Origin of the sequence: Tunturiibacter psychrotolerans, from assembly GCF_051013365.1 — a bacterium.
GTDB lineage: Bacteria > Acidobacteriota > Terriglobia > Terriglobales > Acidobacteriaceae > Edaphobacter > Edaphobacter psychrotolerans_A.
Map to the genome: position 1 here is coordinate 4,350,858 of NZ_CP132941.1, position 23,080 is coordinate 4,373,937.

The window sequence follows — 23,080 nt, forward strand, 5'->3', positions numbered from 1 at the left end:
TACCACGTTACGACTCCCGCTTTCGTCCCTTGGTCTGTGAAATCTTGATCTGTGAAATCTCCTCCATCCGCTGGGCCAGCAGCTTCTCCCGCCCCTCATTCGTCGGACGGTAGTAACGCCGCCCCGCAAGTCCCGCCGGCAGACACTCCATATCCGCCACGCGACCCTCCACATCATGCGCGTACTGATAGTCCTTGCCGTAGTCGAGCGACTTCATCAGCTTCGTCGGCGCGTTCCGCAGATGCAGCGGCACCGGCTCCGCAGCCGTCGCTTCAATATCCGCCTTCACCGCACCATAAGCCGTATAAACCGCATTCGACTTCGGCGCCAACGCCAGATAAACCACCGCTTGCGCCAATGCCAACTCGCCTTCCGGATGCCCGAGAAAGTGCATCGCATCCCGCGCGCTCAAACACAGATTCAGCGCCTCCGGAGCGGCCAACCCAATATCCTCCACCGCCATCCGCACAATCCTCCGCGCGCAGTACATCGGATCTTCGCCAGCCTCGAGCATTCGTCCCAACCAGTACATCGCCGCATCCGGGTCCGAGTTCCTCACACTCTTATGCAGCGCCGAGATGATGTCATAGTGCTGCTCGCCCTTCTTGTCATACAGCAAAACCCTGCGCTGCAAAGCCTCCGCCGCCAGAGCCTTCGTGATCAGCTTCTCCCCACGCCCCTCCGCAAGCTTCGCCGCCACATCCAACGCATTCAGCGCGTTCCGAGCGTCTCCGCTCGAATAAGAAGCAATCGTAGCCAGCGCCTCTTCATCCGCCTCCACGCCACTAGCTCCCAGCCCGCGCTCAACATCCGTCAGCGCTCGCTGCAGCAGCCCAACTACCTGGTCCTCCGTCAGCGCCACCAGCGTATAAACCCTGCACCGCGACAGCAGCGCCGCATTAATCTCAAACGAAGGATTCTCCGTCGTAGCCCCGATCAACCGAATCGTCCCCCGCTCTACATAAGGCAGAAACGCATCCTGCTGCGCCTTGTTGAACCGATGAATCTCATCCACAAACAGAATCGTCCGCGACCCGAAGCTCGCTGCCTTCTCCGCCTCCACCATCACATTCTTGATCTCTTTGATCCCACTCAGCACCGCAGAGAACTCAATAAAACTAGCTTCGGTCATCTGCGCAATAATCTTCGCCAGCGTAGTCTTCCCAGTCCCCGGAGGCCCCCAGAAGATCATCGACGTAGGATCATCGCCTTCAATCGCCAACCGCAGCGGCTTCCCCGGTCCCAGCAAATGATCTTGCCCGACATACTCACCAAGCGTCCGCGGCCGCATCCTCTCCGCCAACGGCGCCTGCCGCCCCCGCGCAACCGGAGCTGCCATAGGACTAGCATCAAACAAACTCATTCACTCACCCGCTTCAATGTCGCTTCCGTCATATCCTCTTCTTCGATGCTGCCACCTTAATTTGATGCCGTCATCTAGATTGATGCCGTCATTGTTGTGAAGTCGTCATCCTGAGCGGAGCGAAGGATCCCTGTATTTTGCTTTTGCTTTTTGTCTTGTCCGCTCCCCCACCTCGCTGCCGCGAAGCCTCATACAACAACAAGCTTCCAGCCACCGCCGCATTCAAACTCTCCACCGGCCCAGGGCAGGGAATCGTCACCCGAGAATCACACATCTCCATCCACTCCGCCGCCAGCCCGCTTCCTTCATTCCCAATCATCACCGCGCAAGCCTGAGTAAAATCCATCTCCTGCGCCGCAACCACACCGGCATCCTCCGTCCCCACAGCACCAATCAAACCAACCCCCCGCCCCTTCAACTCCGCAACCTCCGCAGCCGTCACCCCAACCACCGGCACGCGAAACACACTCCCCACACTAGCCCGTAGCGCCTTCTGGTTCCAAGCACTCACCGTCCCCGCCGTAGTCAAAACCCCACTAGCCCCAAACGCCTCCGCCGACCGCACCAGCGTCCCTAGATTCCCCGGATCCTGCACTCCCGCCGCGATCAAAATCAAAGCCGCCCCCGAACCCTCAAACAAATCCGCAATCACCCTAACCGGCGGCACCATCAAAGCCGCCACCCCCTGCGGCGACTGCGTCTCCACCACACTCCCAAACACCTCATCCGTCAGCCGCAGCACCTCCACCCCACGCGGCACAATCCCCGGCACCGCCCGCCGCTCACTCACAAACACGCTTTTCAAAACCATCCCGCTCCGCAGAGCCTCTTCCAGCAAATGATCCCCTTCAATCGCAACCATCCCACCACTCAACCGCGCATGGCCCTGAAACGCCGCTCGCAGCTGCTTCACCCGCGCATTCGCCCTACTCGAAACCACCAACTCCGGAGTCTGCATCTCCCAAATCTTACGCCGTCCCGCTCTTCCCCCGAGCCCACTGTCTTTGAGTTCACAGAGGCGGTATGCTAAGGTGCGAGACTGCGGCACCGCCAGCAGCACCCGGCCCCAGCGGACGGACGAACCGGCACAGGAGAGCAAGATTTGACGGCCGAAACACTCCGTATCCATCCCGACGAGCCCGAACCAGCGCTCATCGAATACGTCGTCGCCAGCCTCAACAGCGGCAATGTCGTCGCCCTCCCCACCGACACCTTCTACGGCCTCGCCGTCGACCCCGTCAACCTCCAGGCCGTCGATCGTATCTACGACCTCAAGGCCCGCGCCCGCCACAAACCCCTCTCCCTCCTCATCGCCGAGGTCGCCCAGGCCTACGAGATCGCACGCCAGCTCGACTCCGCCTTTGACCGCCTCGCCGAAAAATTCTGGCCCGGCCCACTCACCATCGTCGTCAAAGCCGGCTCCAAACTCCCCCTCCGCGTCACCGCGAACACCGGCAACCTCGCCCTGCGCGTCCCCGAGGCAGCCATCCCCCGCGCGGTTGTCAGCCGTCTCGGCCTGCCCATCACCGCCACCTCCGCCAACCTCGCCGGCCATCCCGAGTGCACCACTCCCTTGGGCGTTCGCGAACAACTCGGCGACAAGCTTCCCCTCATCGTCGACGGCGGCCCCACTGCCCGCACCATGGCCACCACCATCGTCGACCTCTCAGGCGGCGGCAACTCCTGGATGATCCTCCGCGAAGGAGCCATCCCCACCCACGAGATCGCCCTCGCACTCCAGCACTAGCCATCTCCCAGTCAGCCTAAAAAAAATGCATCGAGCTTCTCAGGCCCAACCCTGTAGACTAGCTCGATGCAAAAATTGAATCTTGTGGCATAGCCTTGGGTCTGCGCACGCTCTCTGGGAAAAACATGATCGCCCGTCAATCCAATCTGCGTAGCGGAAGCACCACCCGCGGTCTCCTCCTCCGTCGCCTCTTCGCGCTTTTCCTTCTTATCGCCACCATCTGGTGCGTCTGGGTCTACGAGCAGATCGACACCGTCGCCAGCCAGGACAACGCCCAACCAGCCGACGCCATCGCCGTCTTCGGCGCAGCCGAGTACTCCGGCCATCCCTCGCCCGTCCTCCACGCCCGCCTCGACCACGCCGTCGAACTCTACCGCAAACAGATCGCCCCGCTCGTCATCACCCTCGGCGGCGGCACCGACAAAGACTCCGGCAACACCGAAGGCGGCGTAGGCCGCGACTACCTCCTCGCCAACGGCATTCCCTTCGCCAACATCATCGCCGAAACCCGCTCCATTGACACCGAGCAGCAGGTCCATCGCCTCGCCGCCATCGCCCGCGAAAACAATCTCCACCACATCGTCGTCGTCTCTGACGGCACCCATCTCTTCCGCATCCGCAAGCTCTGCGAGGACGCCGGCCTCGACGTCTACACCTCACCCCGCCCCACGCTCGGCCACATCAGCAACTACGACCTCTTCATGCGCTACGTGCACGAGATCATCAGCTACACCGCCCTCCGCCTCAACGTCAACGAAGGCTTCCTCCACAGCTGGCTCGAAGGCAAACCCGACGTCTAAAGTGCTGTTGCCTTTGCTGTTGCCGTTGCCGTCGCTTTTGCTTTTCTTGTTGTCATCCCCGAAGGGGATCTGCGGTTGCCGTGGCCTTTTCTTCCCAACTCCCAACTCCGTCATCTCGACCGAAGCAATCGACAGCCTCACCGTCGATTGCGCAGTGGAGAGACCCCGTATTTCGTCTTCCCTTTGTCGAAGCTCATGAACCTATGAAAATTACAACCACAACCGAGCCAACCCCGCCGCAAACAAAGTCGACCCAAAATTAACCAGATCATTCCCCAGCCAACCTCGCTCCTCCACCGTCGCCCCTAGCACACTGTCAAATGCCAACCCCGCGCAAGCACAGACAAACACCACCACACCATCTCTCCAGCGCACAAGACCCGGCAACCCCACCATCACCACCAAACCCGCACCCAGCACACCAGCCAAAGTCCCACCCACGCTTACGCCTCCATCTCTTCCCGCAGGCACTCGTCTAAACTTCGTGATCAACCACGTAGTCCCACCCACTGCCTGCCCAACCTCCGACGACACCGTATCCGCGGCAGCCTCGGCCAGAGCCGCCAGACACGCGCCATACCATCCCAACGCCGCAAAAACCGCGGCCACACCAAGATTCGCCACCACCTGCGAAGCGCGCCTCCCGCTCCTCGCCTCAGCCAGCCCCCTCGACTCTTTCTTCTGCCTCCCATATCGCGTCGCAGCGAAGGTAAGCACAAACAAAACAATCAAAGCCGACAACCCCGGTCGACCAAAAAAACTACCCGAACCCCTCAGCGACAGAGTCAGGCACACCAGCAGTCCCACGCCAGCCGCAGGTAGCGTCGCCGAACGCAACGCCCACACCAACCCCGCAAACCCCACGCTGAACCCAACAGGGAAGAGAAGCGCCCCCACCGAACCCACAGTCACCGCCACAACACAACTCCCCACCGCCGCCAACACCAGCGCAGGCACCACTACCACAACCAGCCACAGGGACTGCGCCCGGTCCCGTGCCCGCGGAATCGCCTTTCCCCAATGCGCATCTCTCCCGGCCCCTTGTATTTCCTCGTCCACTCCGGCCTCACGTCTCTTCGTGATTTACAATCGAACCTTGAGCATAGCCAACACCAGCACCAACGCGGGAGCAGTTTTGCACTTAGCAGCCATCGAAGCAAAAGCAACCACCCAGTCGCGGTCACATCAGAACCCGGTTCGACCTCGAACCCACGTCCTCCGGTCTAAACTCAGCCTCGCAGCGATCCTCGCCGTTTTGGCACCAGGTTTGGGATTGATCACCGGTTGCGGCAACAACTATCGCCCCGTCGTCAGCGCCATCAACCCTGTCGGACCCGCCGCCCAGCCGCAAAAGTTCGCCGTAGCAATCTCTAGCACCGGCACACCGGCCAATCCCACCCCGGGCCTGCTGACCTTCGTCGACTTCTCAGGTGACACAATCCTCATCACAGCCAACGTGGGCGTAGATCCCTACTACCTCATCCTCAATGGCGGCAACAGCACCACCTCCACGACCAGCGGCACCACGACCGCATCCAACGCCAGCCTCGGCTTCACGCTCAACAGCGATCACACCTTCACCAGCTTCGACATCGACACCACCCTGCTCACCAGTCAGATCCTCCAGACCACGCTGCTCCCCGGCGCCAATCCTGTTGCGATCCTCCCGACAACCCTGAGCACCTACGTCACCGACCCTACCGTCAACCCCGGCCAGGGTGTCATCTCCCAGTTCACCGGCACTCCCCTCGCCCTGCGCCAACAGCTCAATCCCGTTCCCCCAATCGCTCCCTGCCCGGCTTCGACGCCCTTCACCCCCGTCTACACCGTTGGAATCCCCACCGCGACTCGCGTCTACGCCATCACGAAGCCCGTCGGCAGCGGCTGCGTCGGTCAGGTCTCCACAATCGAAACCTCGAGCAATACCATCGATCCCACCGCGATTCCCGTCGGCCTGAATCCCGTCTACGGCGTCATGAGCGGAGACGGCAAACGCGCGTTCATCCTGAACCAGGGCGACGGCACAGTCTCGGTGATTAACGTCCAAACCAACGCGCTCGATATCGTTCCCACAACTCCCCCCGGTACGACGAACCCGATCGCACTCTGCATCGCCCCGGCATGTACCAACCCAGCAACCGTCAACCCGCTCTGGGCAGACTTCGCCCCGGTCCGCAATGAGTTGCTCGTCGCGAATGCAGGCGATGGCGTCAATCCCGGATCGCTCAGCGTCATCAGCATCCCACTCTGTTCGGCAACCGCTCAGGTCGGCAATCCAAACTGCGATCTCACCAATCCCGTCGACGCGATAGGCTTCGGCACTGTCGTCGCCACTGTCCCTGTCGGCGTAAACCCCGTCATGGTCGGTGTCCTGCAAGACACTGGCAACAGCCGCGCCTACGTCATCAACAGCGGCAACCCAAATCTGCCCTGCGCTGCACCGGGTGCTGCAGTCACAGCCACCACCACCACCTGCAGCGTCTCCGTGATCAACCTCAGCACCAACACGGTCACGGCTACGATCCCACTTCCTCTCAGCATCAGCACCAACGCATCCACTCCGGCCAAGAACGGTCATCCGAACTACATCGCCGTCACCAGCGGCACTCCCACCGGCAAGGTCTACGTCGTATCGCCGGACTCCAACTTCATGACCGTCATCCGCACCGATATCGACACCATAGACACCACCGTCGCGTTGCAGGGTGCAGGCGTCGCCGTTCGTATCACGCAACCGTAATCAAAAGAGACTCGAACCGAACATAAAGCTCGGAACAATCTAGCCTGACAAAGAAGCCATCCCGCAAAGGATGGCTTCTTTCATTTCGTAGTAAGGGACGGTTCGGTCTACTAGCCGGCAGCTCCTACCAGAATGATAGGCAGAGTCGGTGTCGTCGCACCGCCTTCGTCCTCTACCGTCACGCCGAAAGCCTTCGCTTCCACACCCTTCGGTAGTGGCGGCAGAATCACGCTTGCATTTCCGCGCGCATCCGGCCGGAACGTTCCCGCCGCAATCGGATTCTGCCCCGCAGCCGGAATCAGCCAAAGCTCATACGTCTTCGACGGCTGCAACGGCGCCAGGTTCGTCGCCGTAAAGATCAGCGTTCCCTTGCTGGCAACATACGTCGCTCTCCCCTGCGGAACAGCCGGAGGCGCTCCCTTCACGTTCAGAGTCACTCGCTGCGCGGTACTGTCGGTCATCGCGTCGAGAACCTGTCGCGCCGCCGCCTCATCCGCGGTCAGTTGATCGATCCTGCCTGCCTGCTCGGTGACAGCGCTTCGCAGTGTCTCGCGTTGCTTATAAAGATCGCCCGCAACCAATGACAGACCGGCAGCAACCGCCCAGCCGACCCACGGCACTACCTTGCCCGCAAATCCGCGCTTCGGCAGCTCCTCCTCGCTCGAGTAGATGCTCCCCGCACCACGCCCAAACCCTTCGGTCGCAGCCACGCCTTCGCTCGCAACGGATGAATCCGCAGCCTCGACAGGCCGATCAATCGGAATCGCCTTCTTTTCGCGCGCTACCTGCTTCATCAACCGCTCACGTGCCTGAGCAGACGGCGACTGCATATCCACCGTATGGGCATACGCCGCAAGGTCGCCCTGAATCTCCGCCAACTCGCGCCGTGCGTCCTCGGACTGCTCCACGTAGGCGGCAACCTCTGCCATCTCTTCCGGTGGAAGCAGCTGCATGGCAAACAACGCCAGATCTTCTGATGTGATACGCCGTGGCTCGCTCATGCTGGGAACGCCTTTCTCAGCGAGGTCAGCGCGCTGCGGATTCTTGTCTTCACGGTCCCTAGTGGGTCGCCCGTCATCTCCGCAATCTCGGAGTGCGTCAACCCATCGAAAAATGCCATCTCCAGCGTCTTCCGCTGCTCCACCGGCAGCAGGGTAATAACCTCCCGCGCCTTCTCCATCAAACTGTTTCGTTCCGCCTCGTCCGCAAGATTGTAGTTCGAAGCCAGCGCAATATCGTCCACGGACTCGGTCGGCCGCTTTCGACGAAGCGCATCGATCGACCGATTTCGCGATACCACCGCGAGCCAGCCGCCAAGGCTACCGCGAGTCGCCACAAACCCATCAGGATTACGCCAAATCTGCATGAATACTTCCTGTAGGACGTCTTCCGCCGCCGCAGGATCTCTCAGGACCCTTAGCGCGACCGAGTACACAATCTTTGAGTAGCGGTCGAACAGCGCCGCCATCGCGTACTCGTCCCCCCTCTGCACAAGGGAAAGCAGGGCAGCATCGTCCTGCCCCGAGGGCGGTGGTGAATTCACGAGTCCCGTTTCTCTGTACATAAAACGCACCCACTACTGTTGCAGATTGCTCAAACTGTTAACTTTTTAGGTCGACTCATGCAACCCATGTAACCTCAAGACAGTTACTTCGGCTAAATATTCACCAGAGCTACTTTACCCGAAAAGAAGAAACAACACAGTCTGTATCTCCTTTCACTGGCGAAATTGCAATCTCATTCTCATAAAGCAACGCGCCAACTTCGCGCCCGGCAACACCCACGAAAGATCCGACCGTATGAGCAATCCCTCACCACCCCAACGCATCAAATCACCAAAGCACCGCATCGACAAGCTTCTCGTCGATCAAGGCCACGCCGCCTCCCGCGAACGCGCACAAGCTCTCATCCTCGCCGGCCGTGTTCTCGTCGACGAGCAGCGTATTGACAAACCAGGCACCCCTGTCTCCTCCGACGCCGTCATCCGCCTCCTCGGCTCCGATCTCAAATACGTCAGTCGCGGCGGCCTCAAGCTCGAGCGCGCCCTCGCCCACTGGTCCATCGATCTCACCAATATTCCCTGCGTCGACATCGGCGCCTCCACCGGCGGCTTCACCGACTGCATGCTCCAATCCGGCGCACAATCTGTCTTAGCCGTGGACACCGGCTACGGCCAGATCGCCCACAAACTCCGCGATGATCCCCGCGTCACCCTACGCGAGCGCACCAACGCCCGCCTCCTCACCCCAGGCGAACTCCTGACACCCAACCAGCCCACCCCATCTTTCATCGCAATGGACGTCTCCTTCATCTCCGCAACCCTGGTTCTCCCCGCCGTCCTAGCAGCTCTCAGCACTCCCACTCAACCCTGGCAAGGCACCACCGTCATCCTGGTCAAGCCGCAGTTCGAAGCAGGTCGCGCCAACATCGGAAAGGGCGGAATCGTCCGTGACCCCGACGCCCGCCAGGCCGCCATCGAGCGCGTGCGCGACTGCGTCCTCGAGCAGCACGGCACCGGCATCGACCTCATCGACTCGCCCATCCTGGGCATGGAGGGCAATCACGAGTACCTCCTCCACGCCCGCTTCGCCTAATATGCCGACCAACGGGAGGCCAGAAGGCGAAGCCGGTATACAAGTCACGAAGTGACCGCCGCCCGCGCAGGGCGCATCTGGCCCTCAGTGCTTCCCGAGCAAACCACCCAGCGCATTGCTCAAAGGATCAGTACCGTTCCCCTTCTTCTGCCCAGTTGCCCCACCAAGCAAACCCTTCGCCGCATTCGCTCCCACCGCTCCCGCCAGTCCCGCCACATTCGGGCTGAACGTAGGATTGCTAGTAGTCCCGCCAATGGCCACCGGAATGCCATTCTTCAACACACTTCCTGCAACGCCTCCCAGCGCCGCACCGCCCAATCCGCCAGCAGCCCCGCCCGGAATAAACCCAGACAACGCGCCAAGCGCCCCAGCCGCGCCTCCACCGGAGCTAGCCTGCTGTGTCCCTCCTCCTCCAATCGACAACCCCGTCAGCTTCAGCACCACGTTGTAGGCCAGCGCACCACCAGCACTCACCGTACCGGCACCAGTCGCCGTGCCCACTCCCGCAACATCCAGCGCAATATTATCCGTCCGAATATTTCCGCCCTCCTCGCGCACATTCATACTCAAAGACCGAATATTTGTGCCTGATCCAGTTGCAGATGTAATCCGCCCCCCCGTAAACGACGAAAGCGCCTGCAGCTTCGACCCCAAATCAAACCCGGCAAGCTGCGTATTATTAATCCTCACCGGCCCGCTGATCACCGGAGTAGCAGTAGTCCCGGTAACCGCGAGATCCGTCGTCAACGTCCCGCCCTGCAGCCGCGAGCCCGACGGCAGATGCACTCCCAGCGCCGGCAAAAACGCCTCCAGCTCATTGATCGAAACACCATTCCCCACAACCTTCAGATTGAGCGCAGTAGTAAGCCCACTCGACTGATACGTTCCCGCAACGTTGATCACCGCGCTGCCAATCGTAATCACCGCCTGCTGTATCTGGCCGCTCATTGCCTGCTCATTCTGCGCCAGCGTGAACTGCAACTGCACAGGCTTCGCCGAAGGCACACCATCCTTCGCCAGTTTGATCCCCACAACCGTCGCCGCACCCTGCGCATTTAACACCTGCCCATTCGACTGAATCTTCGCCTGCACATCCGCCACGCCACTAATACCCGCATCCGGAGGCACAAATCCAGCCGTACCGATCTCAACATGCTTCAGACTCACCGTCGCATTCAACGGCGTGCTCGCATTATTCTCCTGGTTGAACGGACCCGCCGTTCCATTCGCGCTCACGCTCCCACCATTCGGCAACTGTCCGCTCAAGCTAAACGGCGAAGCGCTCTTCGGCGACAGATTCGTCACCTGCGCATTCACCTGGCTATACACCGCGGTACCCGGTTTGCCCGCCGTCGCCAGCGTAATCGTTCCATTCTTTATCTGCGCATCATCCACAGAGAGGCTATTCAACATCGACGCACCTTCCGCATTCGGATCCTTCGGCTTCGGCTGCTTCGGCCCATTACTCTGCACCAGCGTCAGCTTCGGAGTATCCACCAGCAGCTTCGACACATGCATCTGCGTCCCGCTCCACGCCGCATCCAGCACCAGGTTGTCGACCGTCCCGGTCACACCATCTGACGCCTCCACAAACCCCGCCGCCAGCGGATCAAGATGCTTAATCTCAAGATGCCCCGAAAAAGGCGTAGCCGAAGCATCCGTCTGATTAATCGGCCCCGCCGACCCCTTCAGCTCCACCGTCCCACCCGCCGGCAAACCAGCCGAACCCTCAAACGGAAACGACTTCGTAAACGCGAAATCCTTCACCTTCAAATTCACATTCTCGTACACACGGCTCGTCGCACTCGCCGCCCCGCTCGTGCCCGGTCCCGCCGCCACAGTGATGCGCCCATTCTCAATATTCACTTCTCCAACAGACAGATTAGGAAACGCCTGTTTCGTCTCATCGCTTTGAGCGGCCTGCTGGCTGTTATTTCCAATCGACGAGTAGTTCCACGTCCCATTCGCCGCCCGCAACAGTTGTATCTTCGGCGACTGCATCGAGAATCCATTAATAATCACCTGCTTATTGAAGATCAAAGGAAACAGCTCCACCCCAATCTTCAACGTATCGGCCTGGATAAACGGCTGCGTACTGAACCGCGGATCATCAGCCACCACAGTATTCTCCGCCTTCAGGCTACCCGACAACACCGACAGGTCCACCTTCCCAATCGTCACCTTCCGCCCCAGCGACTTGGTCAGGGTCGACTCAATCTTTGCCTTGAAGCTATCCGTGTTGAGGAACAGCGGCACACAAATTGCCGCAAGGACGATCAGCGCCAGAATGGCACCCACCGCAATCAGGACCAACCGAACCGGTTTTCCCATGCCATCACCTCGTCCGTACCGTATCTCATTGTGATGCGACCGATAAATTCGATGTTGCACGCCCAACCCGAAAGGACTTTCCTGGACCGGAATTTCACCGCCGAATGATATGATCCTGTTCCTGCCCCAAACTTGCACTTCCGGTACGGAGGCCCATTCAGCGAACCTTCAACGTCAGAGCTAGAGGTTACGTCTCATGGCGAAACGAAGCAACCGCAGTGCCTTGTTGGCTGCCCTGTGGCTATCCGCCGCGACCCTCTACGCACAGAACGCACCCGCAACCCCGGCTCCCAAAACTCAAGCGACCACCGCGCCAGCCGCAGACGATGCCGACGCCCTCGCCAAAGCCACCCAAAACCCCGTAGCCAGCCTCATCAGCGTTCCCATCCAGAACAACTCCAACTTCGGAGTCGGGCCTTATAACCGCACTCAGGACGTGCTCAACATCCAGCCCGTCATCCCTGCACGCATCAGCGAGAACTGGATGCTCATCTCCAGAATCATTCAACCCATCGTCTGGCAGCCCTACGCCGCCGAAAACACCGGCGGCGAGTACGGCATCGGAGACATGAGCCCAACCTTCTTCCTCTCTCCCGCGAAACCTGGAAAGATCATCTGGGGCGTCGGTCCGGCGATGGTCTTTCCCACCGCAACCAGCACCACCCTCGGTCAGGGAAAGCTAAGCTTCGGTCCCTCCGTCGTCGCTCTCATTCAACCCGGACACTGGACCTTCGGATTTCTAGTCAACAACGTCTTCTCCGTCGTCGGCTCCTCGCATCGCCCCTCCGTCAATCAAATGACCCTCCAGTACTTCATCACCTACAACCTGAAAAAAGGCTGGAACATCAACAGCGGCCCCATCATCACAGCCAACTGGCACAACGGCGCCAGCGGCGACGCAGCAGACGGAGACGACACGCCCCCCGGTGGCCGATGGACCATCCCCTACGGCGGGGGAGTAGGCCGAGTCACGCGACTCGGATTCCAACCCGTCAACATCTCAGCAAACTTCTACGGCAACGCCGTCCACCCTCCCGGCGCATCCTCCTGGGGCATGCGTCTCCAGATCGCTCTCCTCTTCCCAAAGAAACAATAACGTTTAATGAGCCAGATACCGTCGTCATCCTGAGCGCAGCGAAGGATCCCTGTATTTGTTTTTGCTTTTGTCTTTTGTCTGTCCTTTAGACCGCCACCTTCATCCAGTGTCTCGCATCCAAAAAACCGACTGTCCCTCACTCAGAGATCGTCACATTACCATTGCCATCATCCAGTTACACTAAAGATCCATGCTCCAGGCCGCCATCATCTCCAAGCCGCTCAAGCCGGAACTCGCCGGCATCCTTCGCGACCTCATCGCGTGGCTCGATGCCCGCCACTATCACTACCTCCTCGATCCCGATAGCGCCGCCTACGTCTCCGGCGTCCATTCCATCCCACGCGTCGATCTCCCCAAACACAAACCCAACCTCGTCATCGTCCTCGGCGGCGACGGCACCCTCCTCGCCGCAGCCCGAGCCTTCGCCCGCACCACCACCCCCATCCTCAGCATCAACCTCGGGTCCCTCGGCTTCCTCACCGAAATCCCCCTCTCTGAGCTCTACACCACCCTCGAAGCCTGGTGCGACAACTGCGCCGAGATCGAAGTTCGCAGCATGATGCGCGCCGAGATCATCCGCGACGGCCGACTCGTCAAACAGTGGGACGCCCTCAACGACGTCGTCGTAGCCAAAGGAACCATCGCCCGCATGGGCGACTTCTCCGTCGAGATAGACCAGCAGGCCGTCGCCACCTTCCGCGCCGACGGCATCATCGTCTCCACCCCCACCGGCTCCACGGCCTACAACCTTGCCGCCAACGGGCCCATCGTCATGCCGAACGTCAACGCCATGCTGGTCACCCCCATCTGTCCTCACCTTCTGACCATCCGCCCCATCGTCGTTCCCGGCGACTCCACGGTCAGCGTCGAGGTCGTAGGCGTTCCCAACGAAATTTACCTCACCGTAGACGGCCAGGAGGCAGTCCAGCTCAAGCTGGGCGATCACGTTCGCTGTCAGCGCTCCGACGCAGCAGTCCGACTCTTACGTCACCGTCCCAACGGCCTTTTCAGCGTCCTCCGCTCGAAACTAAAGTGGGGCGAGCGCTAAAGCCGACCAACGGGAGGCCGGCAGAAAAAAAGGGTACACAAGTCACGAAGTGACCGCCCGCCGCGCAGGCGGCCCGTCCGGCAGGACACCGCGCAGCGAAGCAAGCAACCCAAAATTAAACTCAAAAAAGTTGGCGTACTTTTCAAGCCAGAAAAAGTGACTGCCAAAACTCCACGTCAGCCACGCAAATCACCACACCCACACCACCAAAACACCACACCAAAAACACGCTTTTCGCCAAAACCCCCAGCAAAAACGCCCCAGCACCATAACAAAAAATTATCTCCGCAAAGTAACCATCGGCCCACCGACCGGATGACAGAAAACCTTCCCATGGCTCAGCGCAATCCGTCTCTGCGCCAACCCCGCCATCTCGGGATCATGGGTCACCATCACAATCGTGTGGCCATTCCTATGCAAATCCTGCAGCAACTCCGCCACAATCGTCTGATTCGCCGCATCCAGATTCCCCGTAGGCTCATCCGCCAGCAGAATCGGCGGATTATTAATCAGCGCCCGCGCAATACAAACCCGCTGCTGCTCCCCACCCGACAGCTCACTTGGCAGATGCGACACCCGCTCCCCCAAACCCACTCTTATCAGCGCCGCACGCGCCTCCGCCTCATCCGTCATCGAGTGAAAATACTGCGCCAACATTACGTTTTCAATCGCCGACAGATAAGGAATCAAGTGAAACTGCTGAAAGATAAACCCAATCTTATCCGCACGAAATCGATCCAGCTCCGTCGCCGTCATCGAAGCCACATCAACGTTATCGATCTTCAACTGCCCCGCCGTAGGCCGATCCAGACACCCAATCAAATTAACCAGCGTACTCTTACCCGACCCCGAAGGCCCTGTAATCGCAACCCATTCGCCCGCAACAATCGAGAACGTAGCATCGGCAAGAGCCCGCACCGTACTGCCATGCCCGGCATACTCCCGGGTCACATTCTTCAGCGCAATCACAGCGCAGTCGTCCCGAGTCTCTCCATGTGGATCGATCAACGGTCCGGTCACTATCTTAGCTTCGCTCACACTCACTATCCTCTCACTCACCCTTCAACAGCGCAGCCGGCTGCAATCCACGCAGAACCCGCGCAGGGAACAGCGCCGCCATCGCAGCAATCACCACATTCAGCAACAGAACTAAAGGCAATACTGACAGATGCGGCAGCGTCGCCGTATGAAAGTTCCCCTCACTGATCGCCCACGCCGCCGCAGACCCCACCACGAAACCCGCAGCCACGCCCCCCAACGCAAGCACCAGCGCCTCCAGCAAAAACATCCCCATCAACTGCACCTGCGACCCACCAAGCGCCTTCATTAGTGCAAAATCTCGTCGCCGCTCCAACACACTCGCAGACAACGTCGCCAACACACTCACCGCTACCGTCAGGGCGATCAACAGCACCGCCCCATACATCAGCGCATGCGTGCGGTCCACAATCTTCGACTCGCCTTCAACAAGCTGCCGCACCGGCTGCACCTGCATCTCCGGCAGCGCCTGCCGCAGCCGCGCCATCGTAGCCTCCACGCTCGCGGCCCCACCCGGCACCTGCAACTCAATCACACTCGGTCCCACGCCCGTCCACTTTGTAAACGCAGCCAACGGCATATAAATGCGACTATCTTCATCGCCACCAGTCTTGATTCGCCCTACTCCACGCAGCGTCGCTGAACGTCCAGCATAAGTAAGCGCAACCGCATGCTCATTGCCGACAAACTGCGCCGCCCGTTGCCCAAGCAACGCAACATCCCCTGCCGCACCCTCAGGCCACGCATCCACCTGCCACCACGAATCCAACCGCCTCACCGCAGCAAAATCCGTACCGGCCACCACCACCGGCGTCCCAGTATCCGTCGTAGCAACGGCGTAGGCAAACTCCGCCACAAGCGCATCCGCGCCAGCCGTCTCTCTCACTTTGGCCAAAGCATCCACACTCAATGGCGCGGAAGCAGGAGCCGTAATCACAACATTCGCGCCGAAGCTGCGAAACTCCTTATGCAGCTTCGCGTCGAGATCCGCATAGAGCGTCAGTAACGCCGTCGCCACACCAGCCGACACCGTCATCGCCACCAGCGCCGACACGCTTCGCGCCCTGCGATGCACCAGCGACCGCCGCAACATCCCGAACAAACTCAGCGTCGCCATTACGCATCCGCCCGCAGAATCGCAGAAGGCTCCATTCGCAGCGCCGTCCGAATCGACGGCGTGCTTCCTGCAATCGCCACCACCAGCGCCAGCGCCACCACCACCGGCAGCAATACGGGAATCAACACTGCCTCCGCCGCGCCACCATCACCCGCAAAGATCCTCGCACCCAGCCACGCTGCAAGCCCAGAGCCAAGCAGATAACCCATCGTCCCGGCCAGCACCGCCAACAACCCAGCCTCCGAATAGAACAGCAGAGCAATCGAGCCCTTACTCGCACCCAGCGATCGCATCAGCCCAATCTCCCCACGCCGCTCAAGAATCGCCGTCGCCATCGCGGCGCTCACCGCAAACCCCGCAGCCAGCAGCGCCGCCGCACTAACCAGCCACATTAGCCCGCTGATCCGCTTCAGCACATTGCCTTCACTCTGCTCTACGCGCCGAACCTGCTCCGCCTGCGCCCCCGGAATCGCCTCACGAATCTGATAAGCAATCGAGTTCGCATAAGGCCTGCAGTACCAAATCTCTCGTTGCTTCGGCGGCAGGGAATCAGGATCAACCCTCGCAAACGCATCCTCCGGCTTCGTCCGCGCACTCACCTCCACGCGTGAAACCGCGTCAGGCAGACCTAAAAAGTCCTGTACATCTGTCAGATCCATCAGAGCGGCATCATCGGTTTGATCCCCTGCGTCGACGATTCCAACGACAATCAAAGTATGCGGTCTGCTCTCATGATCGAGCGCAAAGGCTGCGTAACTGCCGTCGTCCTTTTTCAGGTAGACATCAGTTCCAATTGAGGCTCCAAGCGATTTCGCAAGCTTTGATCCAAGGACAACCTCACCAGCATCCGCCGTTCCCCCTTGCGGCCACTTTCCGTTGAGGCGCCACCACGGATGCAAGGCTGGAATCTCCTTCTGAACCGAAAAATTCTTAATAAACCGATATCCAACAACTTGCGTGGGCACAAAGTTCCGATCGACCGAACCTTCTAACTTTCCCTTCAATGACAACTCCGGACTAACCCCAGTAATGTTGTTCGCCCAAAAGATCGTCTTCAGCTTTTCTAAATCCGACTCCTTCAAATAAGCCCCACCACTCGCCGGCTTCACATCCACCCCACCCACCTTTACATCGAGCAGATCGGCCTTCGGATACACAACAATGTTGGCCCCGTACACCGCCAATTCCTTATGAATCCGATCCCCAATCGTAGTAGCCAGCGCCAGCATCGCCGTCACAGCCGTAGTCCCAAGCAAGATCGCCACACCCGCCAGCATCTTGCGCCGTCGTTGCCTGCGAAAGCTCTCCATGAGCAGCCGAAAGAACATTACCGTTCAAACACCGGCGCAAGCGCCCGCAGGTCCTCCGCTTGAATCACCAACTGCCCACCACCCACAGTCGACTTCAACGGAATCGGATTACATCCACCCTTCGTCCCCATCGAACTAGCATTCAACGGCGAAGCGCACATCTTGCACGTAATCCCCTGGTCGCCGATATAAAACCCAACCGGCCCGCAGATCTGGCACGCGTCCGCAACCGAAACAATATTCCCATCCGGCTTCCTGAACAGCAGAAACCGTATCTCCACATTGCCACCCTTGCCATCGTCCAGATGCACGCCATAGCGATGCAGCTTGTCATCGTTGACGTCAGCCGTAGGCAGCGTCACCTGCGAACCCACCAGCGTCACAGCCGACGTCGGCGACAGCGCAGTCGAACTCTTCGCGTAGATGAACTCCGCGGTCGATAGAAAGATAAAAACAAAGCTCGTCGCAACTACGGCCGTCATCCACATCTTCTCGCGCCGCTGCGTCCACTCCGCCCGCCGCTTGTCCGCAGGAGTCGCGTTCGCCGTCAACACGGTCGGCGTCCGCCGCTTGTATTCCATCAGCATCATCAGCCCGGCCAGCGCCAGCATCGTGACGAAGAAGAACAGATCATTTCGCACAATCGGCCCGATCAAACGCATCTCCGTCGGGCTCGACGGCAGCACGCCATTCTCGCTCAGCTCATGCAGCCCACTCACGATCAGCTGAAACGCCACAAAGTAAAGAATGACCGTCGTGACACGAAAGAATCGTTGCAGGTTGATCTTCACGCTGCCACGAATAAACAACACTCCAAATACAACCGCCACTGCTATCCCCAGCAGAGTCCCAGTAAAGCTCAGTAGCTCCGTCGAATTCAGCGTCACGGCCGACAGAATCAGTACCGTCTCCACGCCCTCGCGAAGCACCAGAAGAAACACAAAGAAAAACAACCCAGCCTTTGACACCCCCGCTGCGCCCGTATACTGCGAAATCTTCTCCTCGATCGACCCTTTCATTGTGCGCGCGGTCTTATGCATAAACCAGATCATGCTGATAACAAACGCCGCCGCCGCCAACATCACCCAACCCTCAAATATGTCCGAGTTGAACTGGCTCCGGGCTATTACCACCGCTCCCGCCACACTTGCCGCAATCGCAGACCCAAGCGCCCAGAAAACCGTGCGCTTTAGCTCCGGTCTCCCAATCTTAGACAGGTAGGCGAAGACGATTCCAACGATCAGCGATGCCTCGACCCCCTCACGGAGCGTGATGATAAATGCCTGTAGCATAACGTCTTTCTCTTCCCGGACGGCGCTTCTCGAAGCCGACATCCGCCAGCCCGAGCCCATTTCCGCGAGGTTGTAGCTACTCCTCGTTCCAATATCTAGTGTATTGAGGACTAAATTGGTCGTCAATCAAACCTGCCCGATTATCTGGAGCAATTTTCTTGCGTCAGTAACAAACCCAGCCCGTTATCCTTGCGAGATGTCCTCCCGCATCTCGTTTCGCCTCCTCTGGGCCCTTCTTTTGCTCCTCCCGATTGGTCTGATCGGAGGTTGCTCACGAAAGGTCGCACAAACAGGCCCACCGCCCGCCACCATCCTTCTCATTCGCCACGCAGAAAAACTCACCGATGGCCGTATCGATCTATCTCCCATCGGCTTCGAACGCGCCCGGCTTCTGCCCAAAGTCTTTGCCTCCGGCGCAAGACCTGATCTTCCAACGCCTCAAGTGCTCTTCGCCACCCGCGAGAGTCCCCACTCCAACCGCCCCATCCAAACGGTGACCCCGCTTGCTACCGCGCTCCATCTGCCAATCGATGACAGCTTCCGTGACAACGACTACCGCGCCCTGGCATCCACTCTTCTCAGCGGCAAGTATGCAGGCAAAGTAGTGCTGGTGGTCTGGCATCACGGCAAGATCCCCCAACTGGCTGCCGCCCTCGGTGCGACTCCGCCCTACAAACCCTGGCCTGAGCAGCAATACGACCGCATCTGGCGCATCGACTACGTCAACGGAAAAGTCACGATTCAGGATCTCCCCTACGCGCTGCTGCCCGGTGACTCCCAATAGACACCCGACAATCGAACGGAACGGCAGGCGGCACGTATCCTCTAAAAGAATGACCGATCTGCCGGAAAGCCTTTTTGCAAATCCAGTGTGGAGCGCCCTCCACACGAAGCATCGCCACTTCGCCCTCACTGCAGGAGACGCTTGCCGCTATCCCGCAGACGTGGCTCCCTTCGCAGCCGTAGCTTCTCCGAGCGCCGACGCCCTCCTCCAACTTCACTCTCTCCTCGCGCCCGCCGAATCCGTCTGGATCGTAGGCGAAAGCTACCCCCAACCCGCGAAACTTGCCTTCGAACAAACCCTGCTCTGTCTCCAGATGGTTCTCCCAGCGGAGCTCGTGCCCCCGGCGTCAACCATCGAAATTCTTCCGCTCTCAAACGACCATGCACCCGAGATGGTGGCCCTTACCGACCTGGCATTTCCCGGCTTCTTCCGCAGCAGAACCTGCGAAATGGGCTCTTACTTCGGCATTCGCTCCAACGGGCAACTGATTGCAATGGGCGGCGAGCGACTCACGCTCGAAGGTTATCCCGAGATCAGCGGAATCTGCACGCACCCCGATCACCGCGGCAAAGGTTATGCGGAAAGCCTGATCTGGCACCTTGTGAGAAATCATCGCCGCGAAGGCCTCGTCTCCTGGCTTCATGTCAGCGCCACCAACCAACGCGCCATCGACCTCTATCGACGAATGGGGTTCACCGAGGTCCGCAGAGTCACGCTCAACCTCGTCTCTCGCGAAGACTAACCGGAGTTGTGCGCCGCGGTGTCAACCGCCAGTTGTGGTGAGATGTCTAAGCTGGGAGAAGTTCTCCGCACAGAGCGTAAAAACCTCATCGACGCGAAGCCCACCAAATGAGACGATCAGAATATGTCGCAAGCACGTAAGAGCCGCACGGTGGCCATTGTCCTGGGTTGTATCTGGATGATCATGCTTGCCGTCTTGTCGTTCCTGCCCAATCACGACAAGCTCTTGTTGCACACAAGCGGGCACTATCATCGTTGGGGCCATCTGGTGGCCTTTCTTATCGTGACTCTCCTCCTCGCCGGCAACGTAACTTCATTGAGGGTTCGATTCGCCCTCGCTGCTGTCATCGTGTCCTTCGGATTTTTCTTGGAGTACGTCGAGCACATCGTCTACACCAACCCGCTCGAGCGATCCGACATTCGGATAGACTCTCTCGGCGTAGTCTTGGGACTGATCATTGTGCTCGCCCGCGAAGAGTTCATCCGTATGCGGCGATTCGACTAGGAACAGGAAGCCGCCGCGAAAGAGTCAGTGGCTGCGATCCGTCCCAAGGATGAGTTTTTGCGGTGGTATGGTGCGCCCGGAAGGATTCGAACCTCCGACCCTTTGGTTCGTAGCCAAATGCTCTATCCAACTGAGCTACGGGCGCACATTGCGTGGGTTGCAACCTTTTAAAGATATAGGAATTCCTCTCTTCTATCAAGCGCCACCGCGGCCCTGGATAGGGCTCCACCTGCTCTATGCAAACGCCTTAAGAAGTAACTTCAAGATGTCTTTCAGTGGCATGACTGTTAGCAGCAGAGGCGTCAACGGAAGCAGACTCGCGAGCACCAGGTGCAACAGGGTACGAGGATCGACGGGGAGAGGCTTCATCTTTTCCACGTAACCGTAACTGTTGCCAAGGTCTGCCAATGACTGGATGTCAGCGCTGCCCAGCAACGGTTCCTGCTCTGGAGCTTTATGTTCGATCCACTTCTGGTGAAAGGCGCCGGTGTAGCTGGTCGCCAACCTACCGTATTGATGCAGCCCCACGCGTTTTGTCCTCAGCAGAACTCCTGTAAAGACCATAAGCGGTCCAACGACAATGAGAAGCGCAAACACCACATAAGTAGCGATCGTCGGGGCGTAGGAGACCAAGGGAACGTGATCATAGACGATCTCTCGAGCGAGCACACCCGTGCTGCCCAGCGAAAAAGCAAAGAGAATCATTCCGAAGAATCGTTGCGCCTCGCCAACAAAACCTAGCCCCGCAGCCTCGTCCGGGTGGGTCGGATAGAGCTGCATGTCCAGTTTGCAAACCCGGCTCAGAAACTGAAACCAGAGGAACAACCTCCAAAGCCAGCGCAAAACAAGGAACTGGTAGAGCGGCATGCAGAAAGCGACCAGCCAATAGCCAGCCCAGGTAAGAGTGCCGCCAGTGTCTGCACTGCCTCGAAACCAGGTCGCGACATGATTGGGAATTTCTTTAAAGGCCACCCACGAAAGAACATAGGCGAGAGCTGCAAGGATGACCTCAGCAGTCACGGAATCGCGCAAGCGCAAACCGCGACCGACAAGTGCGTCAAATCGCTGAAAGTCTTTCTCCTTGATTACTCCCGAGGTAACGAAGTGCGCAGCGGCCTCTGCGATGCGAGGTCCGAGCACGTTTTCTGCCAGCAGCAGCAGAGGCACGGCAAGGAGAAAGCGAGAATATCCGCTGAAATCGCGGAGAAACGGAACAGGAACGTCATGCCCAAATGCCAGCCCTTGCATCGCAGCCAATATCAGAAGCGGCACCCACGTGACCAACGCGGCAACCATAGCTCTTCGTTTGAGGTACGGAGACCCCTCCTTGATGAGCCCCACGCGCTTCTGCAGGGTAAACAATGGTCCGCCCTCCATAAGCAGAAAGGGCCGCGCAGCAAGTTTGGCATCTTCGTCCAGAGTTCCTCCTGACGATTCAACTCCTGAACTGACGAACTACTGGGAACGGGAAGATACTACACTCATCTGCGCGAGAGCTAGTTCCATTATCCTGTATCGCGTTTTGCTCACCGGTCTTGCTTCGCGAAACGAAGAAACCTCGGAGCATAAAGTCTTCGAGGTCTCAAAAAAGCTCAATCATATGGTGCGCCCGGAGAGATTCGAACTCCCGACCCTTTGGTTCGAAGCCAAATGCTCTATCCAGCTGAGCTACGGGCGCGCAAAACGGGGAACTGCACTACAAGAACACCCTAAAAATACCGAAGAAAATCGTATAGGGCAACTAGCTCGCGACAACTGGCTCCGGCGGTGGAGCAGGAGGAGCGAACATCGGCATCGTCTCAACGATATCGAGTCCCGCGCGACGCAGCAGCTCATAAATCACCGGTTCGGTTAAACGGGTAGCGTCAAATTCAACCCTTATCGTCTTCTTCGCCTCGTCCAGCGCTAAGTGCCGAACCCCGTACACCTCGCGCATTTTAGCCATCGCCACGACCGAGGCTTCGGTCGGAGGAACTCCATAGCGATAAAGAACGTCAAGCTGTGTCATGGCTTAGATCATATCAGCGAGTCATCTCTGCTGAATCGACAAAACTCCGACTGCGCTCACATCTTCGAGAGGTAGCTCGTAATCTCAGGGCTGGTCCACACCTGCGCGCCGATAAACTTTCGTCGCAGCACCCCCTGTTTATCGATGATGTAAGTCTCGGGAATCTGCACCGTCCCATACAGCGCATTCACCTTCTGGTCCTCGTCGCGAACCGTCAGCACATCGACATGATGCTCCACCAGAAAGCGCTTGTAGACATCCGGGTCCTGATCCATGCTCACGGCAACAATCGCCAGATCCGGCATCTGTTTCTGCAACGCCAACAGGCTAGGGAGCTCTTCAATGCACGGAGCACACCAGGTAGCCCACAGGTTCAACACCACCACCCGTCCGCGCAGCTTGCTCAAATCGACAGTCCTGGTGCCGTCACCCATCACAAACTGCGGCGCTGGCTTATCAATATTTCCCGGACGGCTGCCCCGGTCGCATCCCGCCACCAATAGCGTTCCCAACGCCGCACTCATCAACAATCTACGCACAAGTCGCTCCACTTCCTATAATACGAA

General features: G+C 59.0%; 22 protein-coding genes and 2 tRNA genes. 9 read left to right on the top strand and 15 right to left on the bottom strand.

Annotation, left to right across the window (positions count from 1 at the left end):
• Positions 1-7 precede the first annotated feature (7 nt).
• A complete protein-coding gene (locus RBB76_RS18330) occupies positions 8-1,363 on the bottom strand; it encodes a replication-associated recombination protein A (RefSeq protein WP_429629137.1) in 1,356 nt (451 codons plus the stop codon).
• An 88-nt stretch (positions 1,364-1,451) separates the two neighbouring features.
• Positions 1,452-2,492, bottom strand: coding sequence for a TrmH family RNA methyltransferase (locus RBB76_RS18335; RefSeq protein WP_429629138.1), 1,041 nt, complete (start codon positions 2,490-2,492; stop codon positions 1,452-1,454).
• Between RBB76_RS18335 and RBB76_RS18340 the strand changes: the two genes are divergently transcribed.
• A complete protein-coding gene (locus tag RBB76_RS18340; RefSeq protein WP_429629139.1) occupies positions 2,466-3,110 on the top strand; it encodes an L-threonylcarbamoyladenylate synthase in 645 nt (214 codons plus the stop codon). The two genes, RBB76_RS18335 and RBB76_RS18340, sit on opposite strands and share 27 nt — an antisense overlap.
• 125 nt (positions 3,111-3,235) lie before the next feature.
• Positions 3,236-3,910: a YdcF family protein gene (locus RBB76_RS18345; protein ID WP_429629140.1), complete on the top strand. Its 675-nt coding sequence runs from the start codon at positions 3,236-3,238 to the stop codon at positions 3,908-3,910.
• Between the two features lie 210 nt (positions 3,911-4,120).
• Here RBB76_RS18345 and RBB76_RS18350 read toward each other — a convergent pair whose 3' ends face one another.
• A complete protein-coding gene (locus RBB76_RS18350) occupies positions 4,121-4,969 on the bottom strand; it encodes a DUF92 domain-containing protein (protein ID WP_429629141.1) in 849 nt (282 codons plus the stop codon).
• Between the two features lie 76 nt (positions 4,970-5,045).
• Here RBB76_RS18350 and RBB76_RS18355 point away from each other — a divergent pair, with 76 nt between their 5' ends.
• The gene (locus tag RBB76_RS18355; RefSeq protein WP_429629142.1) at positions 5,046-6,650 is read left to right on the top strand and encodes a YncE family protein; all 1,605 of its coding nucleotides are present in this window, start codon (positions 5,046-5,048) and stop codon (positions 6,648-6,650) included.
• 110 nt (positions 6,651-6,760) lie between these two features.
• On the opposite strand, the gene RBB76_RS18360 is transcribed toward RBB76_RS18355, so the two are convergent.
• Together RBB76_RS18360 and RBB76_RS18365 are read right to left on the bottom strand one after the other, a co-directional pair.
• Positions 6,761-7,651: an anti-sigma factor gene (locus RBB76_RS18360; protein ID WP_429629143.1), complete on the bottom strand. Its 891-nt coding sequence runs from the start codon at positions 7,649-7,651 to the stop codon at positions 6,761-6,763.
• Positions 7,648-8,214, bottom strand: coding sequence for an RNA polymerase sigma factor (locus RBB76_RS18365; protein ID WP_429629144.1), 567 nt, complete (start codon positions 8,212-8,214; stop codon positions 7,648-7,650). Before RBB76_RS18365 ends, RBB76_RS18360 begins: the two co-directional genes overlap by 4 nt.
• A gap of 235 nt (positions 8,215-8,449) precedes the next feature.
• On the opposite strand from RBB76_RS18365, the gene RBB76_RS18370 reads away from it, so the two are divergent.
• On the top strand, positions 8,450-9,244 hold the full coding sequence (locus RBB76_RS18370; protein WP_429629145.1) for a TlyA family RNA methyltransferase: 795 nt from the start codon (positions 8,450-8,452) through the stop codon (positions 9,242-9,244).
• An 84-nt stretch (positions 9,245-9,328) separates the two neighbouring features.
• Here the strand turns inward: RBB76_RS18370 and RBB76_RS18375 are convergent, their stop codons facing one another.
• Complete coding sequence (locus tag RBB76_RS18375) at positions 9,329-11,575, bottom strand: AsmA family protein (protein ID WP_429629146.1); 2,247 nt, start codon at positions 11,573-11,575, stop codon at positions 9,329-9,331.
• A 196-nt stretch (positions 11,576-11,771) separates the two neighbouring features.
• Between RBB76_RS18375 and RBB76_RS18380 the strand changes: the two genes are divergently transcribed.
• A complete protein-coding gene (locus RBB76_RS18380; RefSeq protein WP_429629147.1) occupies positions 11,772-12,671 on the top strand; it encodes a neuromedin U in 900 nt (299 codons plus the stop codon).
• Positions 12,672-12,861: 190 nt separating this feature from the next.
• Positions 12,862-13,719, top strand: coding sequence for an NAD(+)/NADH kinase (locus RBB76_RS18385; protein WP_429629148.1), 858 nt, complete (start codon positions 12,862-12,864; stop codon positions 13,717-13,719).
• A gap of 279 nt (positions 13,720-13,998) precedes the next feature.
• On the opposite strand, the gene RBB76_RS18390 is transcribed toward RBB76_RS18385, so the two are convergent.
• Genes RBB76_RS18390 through RBB76_RS18405 form a run of 4 tightly spaced genes read right to left on the bottom strand, consistent with a single transcriptional unit; the run spans position 13,999 to position 18,476 of the window.
• Positions 13,999-14,757: an ABC transporter ATP-binding protein gene (locus RBB76_RS18390; protein ID WP_429629149.1), complete on the bottom strand. Its 759-nt coding sequence runs from the start codon at positions 14,755-14,757 to the stop codon at positions 13,999-14,001.
• A 13-nt stretch (positions 14,758-14,770) separates the two neighbouring features.
• Positions 14,771-15,874 carry an ABC transporter permease gene (locus RBB76_RS18395; RefSeq protein ID WP_429629150.1) on the bottom strand — a complete coding sequence of 368 codons (1,104 nt, stop codon included), beginning with the start codon at positions 15,872-15,874 and terminating at the stop codon, positions 14,771-14,773.
• On the bottom strand, positions 15,874-17,202 hold the full coding sequence (locus RBB76_RS18400) for an ABC transporter permease (RefSeq protein WP_429629151.1): 1,329 nt from the start codon (positions 17,200-17,202) through the stop codon (positions 15,874-15,876). Before RBB76_RS18400 ends, RBB76_RS18395 begins: the two co-directional genes overlap by 1 nt.
• The gene (locus RBB76_RS18405; protein WP_429629152.1) at positions 17,202-18,476 is read right to left on the bottom strand and encodes a Fe-S-containing protein; all 1,275 of its coding nucleotides are present in this window, start codon (positions 18,474-18,476) and stop codon (positions 17,202-17,204) included. The genes RBB76_RS18400 and RBB76_RS18405 overlap by 1 nt, the downstream gene beginning before the upstream one ends.
• 196 nt (positions 18,477-18,672) lie before the next feature.
• Between RBB76_RS18405 and RBB76_RS18410 the strand changes: the two genes are divergently transcribed.
• The 3 genes from RBB76_RS18410 (at position 18,673) to RBB76_RS18420 (ending at position 20,506) form a co-directional block, all read left to right on the top strand.
• Positions 18,673-19,260: a hypothetical protein gene (locus RBB76_RS18410; protein ID WP_429629153.1), complete on the top strand. Its 588-nt coding sequence runs from the start codon at positions 18,673-18,675 to the stop codon at positions 19,258-19,260.
• A 49-nt stretch (positions 19,261-19,309) separates the two neighbouring features.
• Positions 19,310-20,002, top strand: a complete 693-nt coding sequence (locus RBB76_RS18415; RefSeq protein WP_429629154.1) for a GNAT family N-acetyltransferase — start codon at positions 19,310-19,312, stop codon at positions 20,000-20,002.
• A gap of 123 nt (positions 20,003-20,125) precedes the next feature.
• Positions 20,126-20,506 carry a hypothetical protein gene (locus RBB76_RS18420; protein WP_429629155.1) on the top strand — a complete coding sequence of 127 codons (381 nt, stop codon included), beginning with the start codon at positions 20,126-20,128 and terminating at the stop codon, positions 20,504-20,506.
• 68 nt (positions 20,507-20,574) lie between these two features.
• Here RBB76_RS18420 and RBB76_RS18425 read toward each other — a convergent pair.
• From RBB76_RS18425 to RBB76_RS18445, 5 genes are all read right to left on the bottom strand, one after another.
• Positions 20,575-20,651: transfer RNA gene (locus tag RBB76_RS18425), tRNA-Arg, on the bottom strand.
• Between the two features lie 89 nt (positions 20,652-20,740).
• Positions 20,741-21,868, bottom strand: coding sequence for a hypothetical protein (locus RBB76_RS18430; protein ID WP_429629156.1), 1,128 nt, complete (start codon positions 21,866-21,868; stop codon positions 20,741-20,743).
• A gap of 239 nt (positions 21,869-22,107) precedes the next feature.
• Positions 22,108-22,184, bottom strand: a tRNA-Arg gene (locus RBB76_RS18435).
• Between the two features lie 63 nt (positions 22,185-22,247).
• Positions 22,248-22,514 (bottom strand): hypothetical protein, encoded by a 267-nt coding sequence (locus tag RBB76_RS18440; protein ID WP_429629157.1) that lies wholly within the window; start codon positions 22,512-22,514, stop codon positions 22,248-22,250.
• 56 nt (positions 22,515-22,570) lie between these two features.
• A complete protein-coding gene (locus tag RBB76_RS18445; protein WP_429629158.1) occupies positions 22,571-23,053 on the bottom strand; it encodes a TlpA family protein disulfide reductase in 483 nt (160 codons plus the stop codon).
• Between the last annotated feature and the right edge of the window lie 27 nt (positions 23,054-23,080).

Coding starts and splice junctions, on each gene's coding strand:
- RBB76_RS18330 (WP_429629137.1), bottom strand. CDS start 1,363: ATGAGTTTGTTTGATGCTAGTCCTATGGCAGCTCCGGTTGCGCGGGGG.
- RBB76_RS18335 (WP_429629138.1), bottom strand. CDS start 2,492: ATGGATACGGAGTGTTTCGGCCGTCAAATCTTGCTCTCCTGTGCCGGT.
- RBB76_RS18345 (WP_429629140.1), top strand. CDS start 3,236: ATGATCGCCCGTCAATCCAATCTGCGTAGCGGAAGCACCACCCGCGGT.
- RBB76_RS18360 (WP_429629143.1), bottom strand. CDS start 7,651: ATGAGCGAGCCACGGCGTATCACATCAGAAGATCTGGCGTTGTTTGCC.
- RBB76_RS18365 (WP_429629144.1), bottom strand. CDS start 8,214: ATGTACAGAGAAACGGGACTCGTGAATTCACCACCGCCCTCGGGGCAG.
- RBB76_RS18370 (WP_429629145.1), top strand. CDS start 8,450: ATGAGCAATCCCTCACCACCCCAACGCATCAAATCACCAAAGCACCGC.
- RBB76_RS18375 (WP_429629146.1), bottom strand. CDS start 11,575: ATGGGAAAACCGGTTCGGTTGGTCCTGATTGCGGTGGGTGCCATTCTG.
- RBB76_RS18380 (WP_429629147.1), top strand. CDS start 11,772: ATGGCGAAACGAAGCAACCGCAGTGCCTTGTTGGCTGCCCTGTGGCTA.
- RBB76_RS18385 (WP_429629148.1), top strand. CDS start 12,862: ATGCTCCAGGCCGCCATCATCTCCAAGCCGCTCAAGCCGGAACTCGCC.
- RBB76_RS18395 (WP_429629150.1), bottom strand. CDS start 15,874: ATGGCGACGCTGAGTTTGTTCGGGATGTTGCGGCGGTCGCTGGTGCAT.
- RBB76_RS18400 (WP_429629151.1), bottom strand. CDS start 17,202: ATGTTCTTTCGGCTGCTCATGGAGAGCTTTCGCAGGCAACGACGGCGC.
- RBB76_RS18405 (WP_429629152.1), bottom strand. CDS start 18,476: ATGCTACAGGCATTTATCATCACGCTCCGTGAGGGGGTCGAGGCATCG.
- RBB76_RS18410 (WP_429629153.1), top strand. CDS start 18,673: ATGTCCTCCCGCATCTCGTTTCGCCTCCTCTGGGCCCTTCTTTTGCTC.
- RBB76_RS18415 (WP_429629154.1), top strand. CDS start 19,310: ATGACCGATCTGCCGGAAAGCCTTTTTGCAAATCCAGTGTGGAGCGCC.
- RBB76_RS18420 (WP_429629155.1), top strand. CDS start 20,126: ATGTCGCAAGCACGTAAGAGCCGCACGGTGGCCATTGTCCTGGGTTGT.
- RBB76_RS18440 (WP_429629157.1), bottom strand. CDS start 22,514: ATGACACAGCTTGACGTTCTTTATCGCTATGGAGTTCCTCCGACCGAA.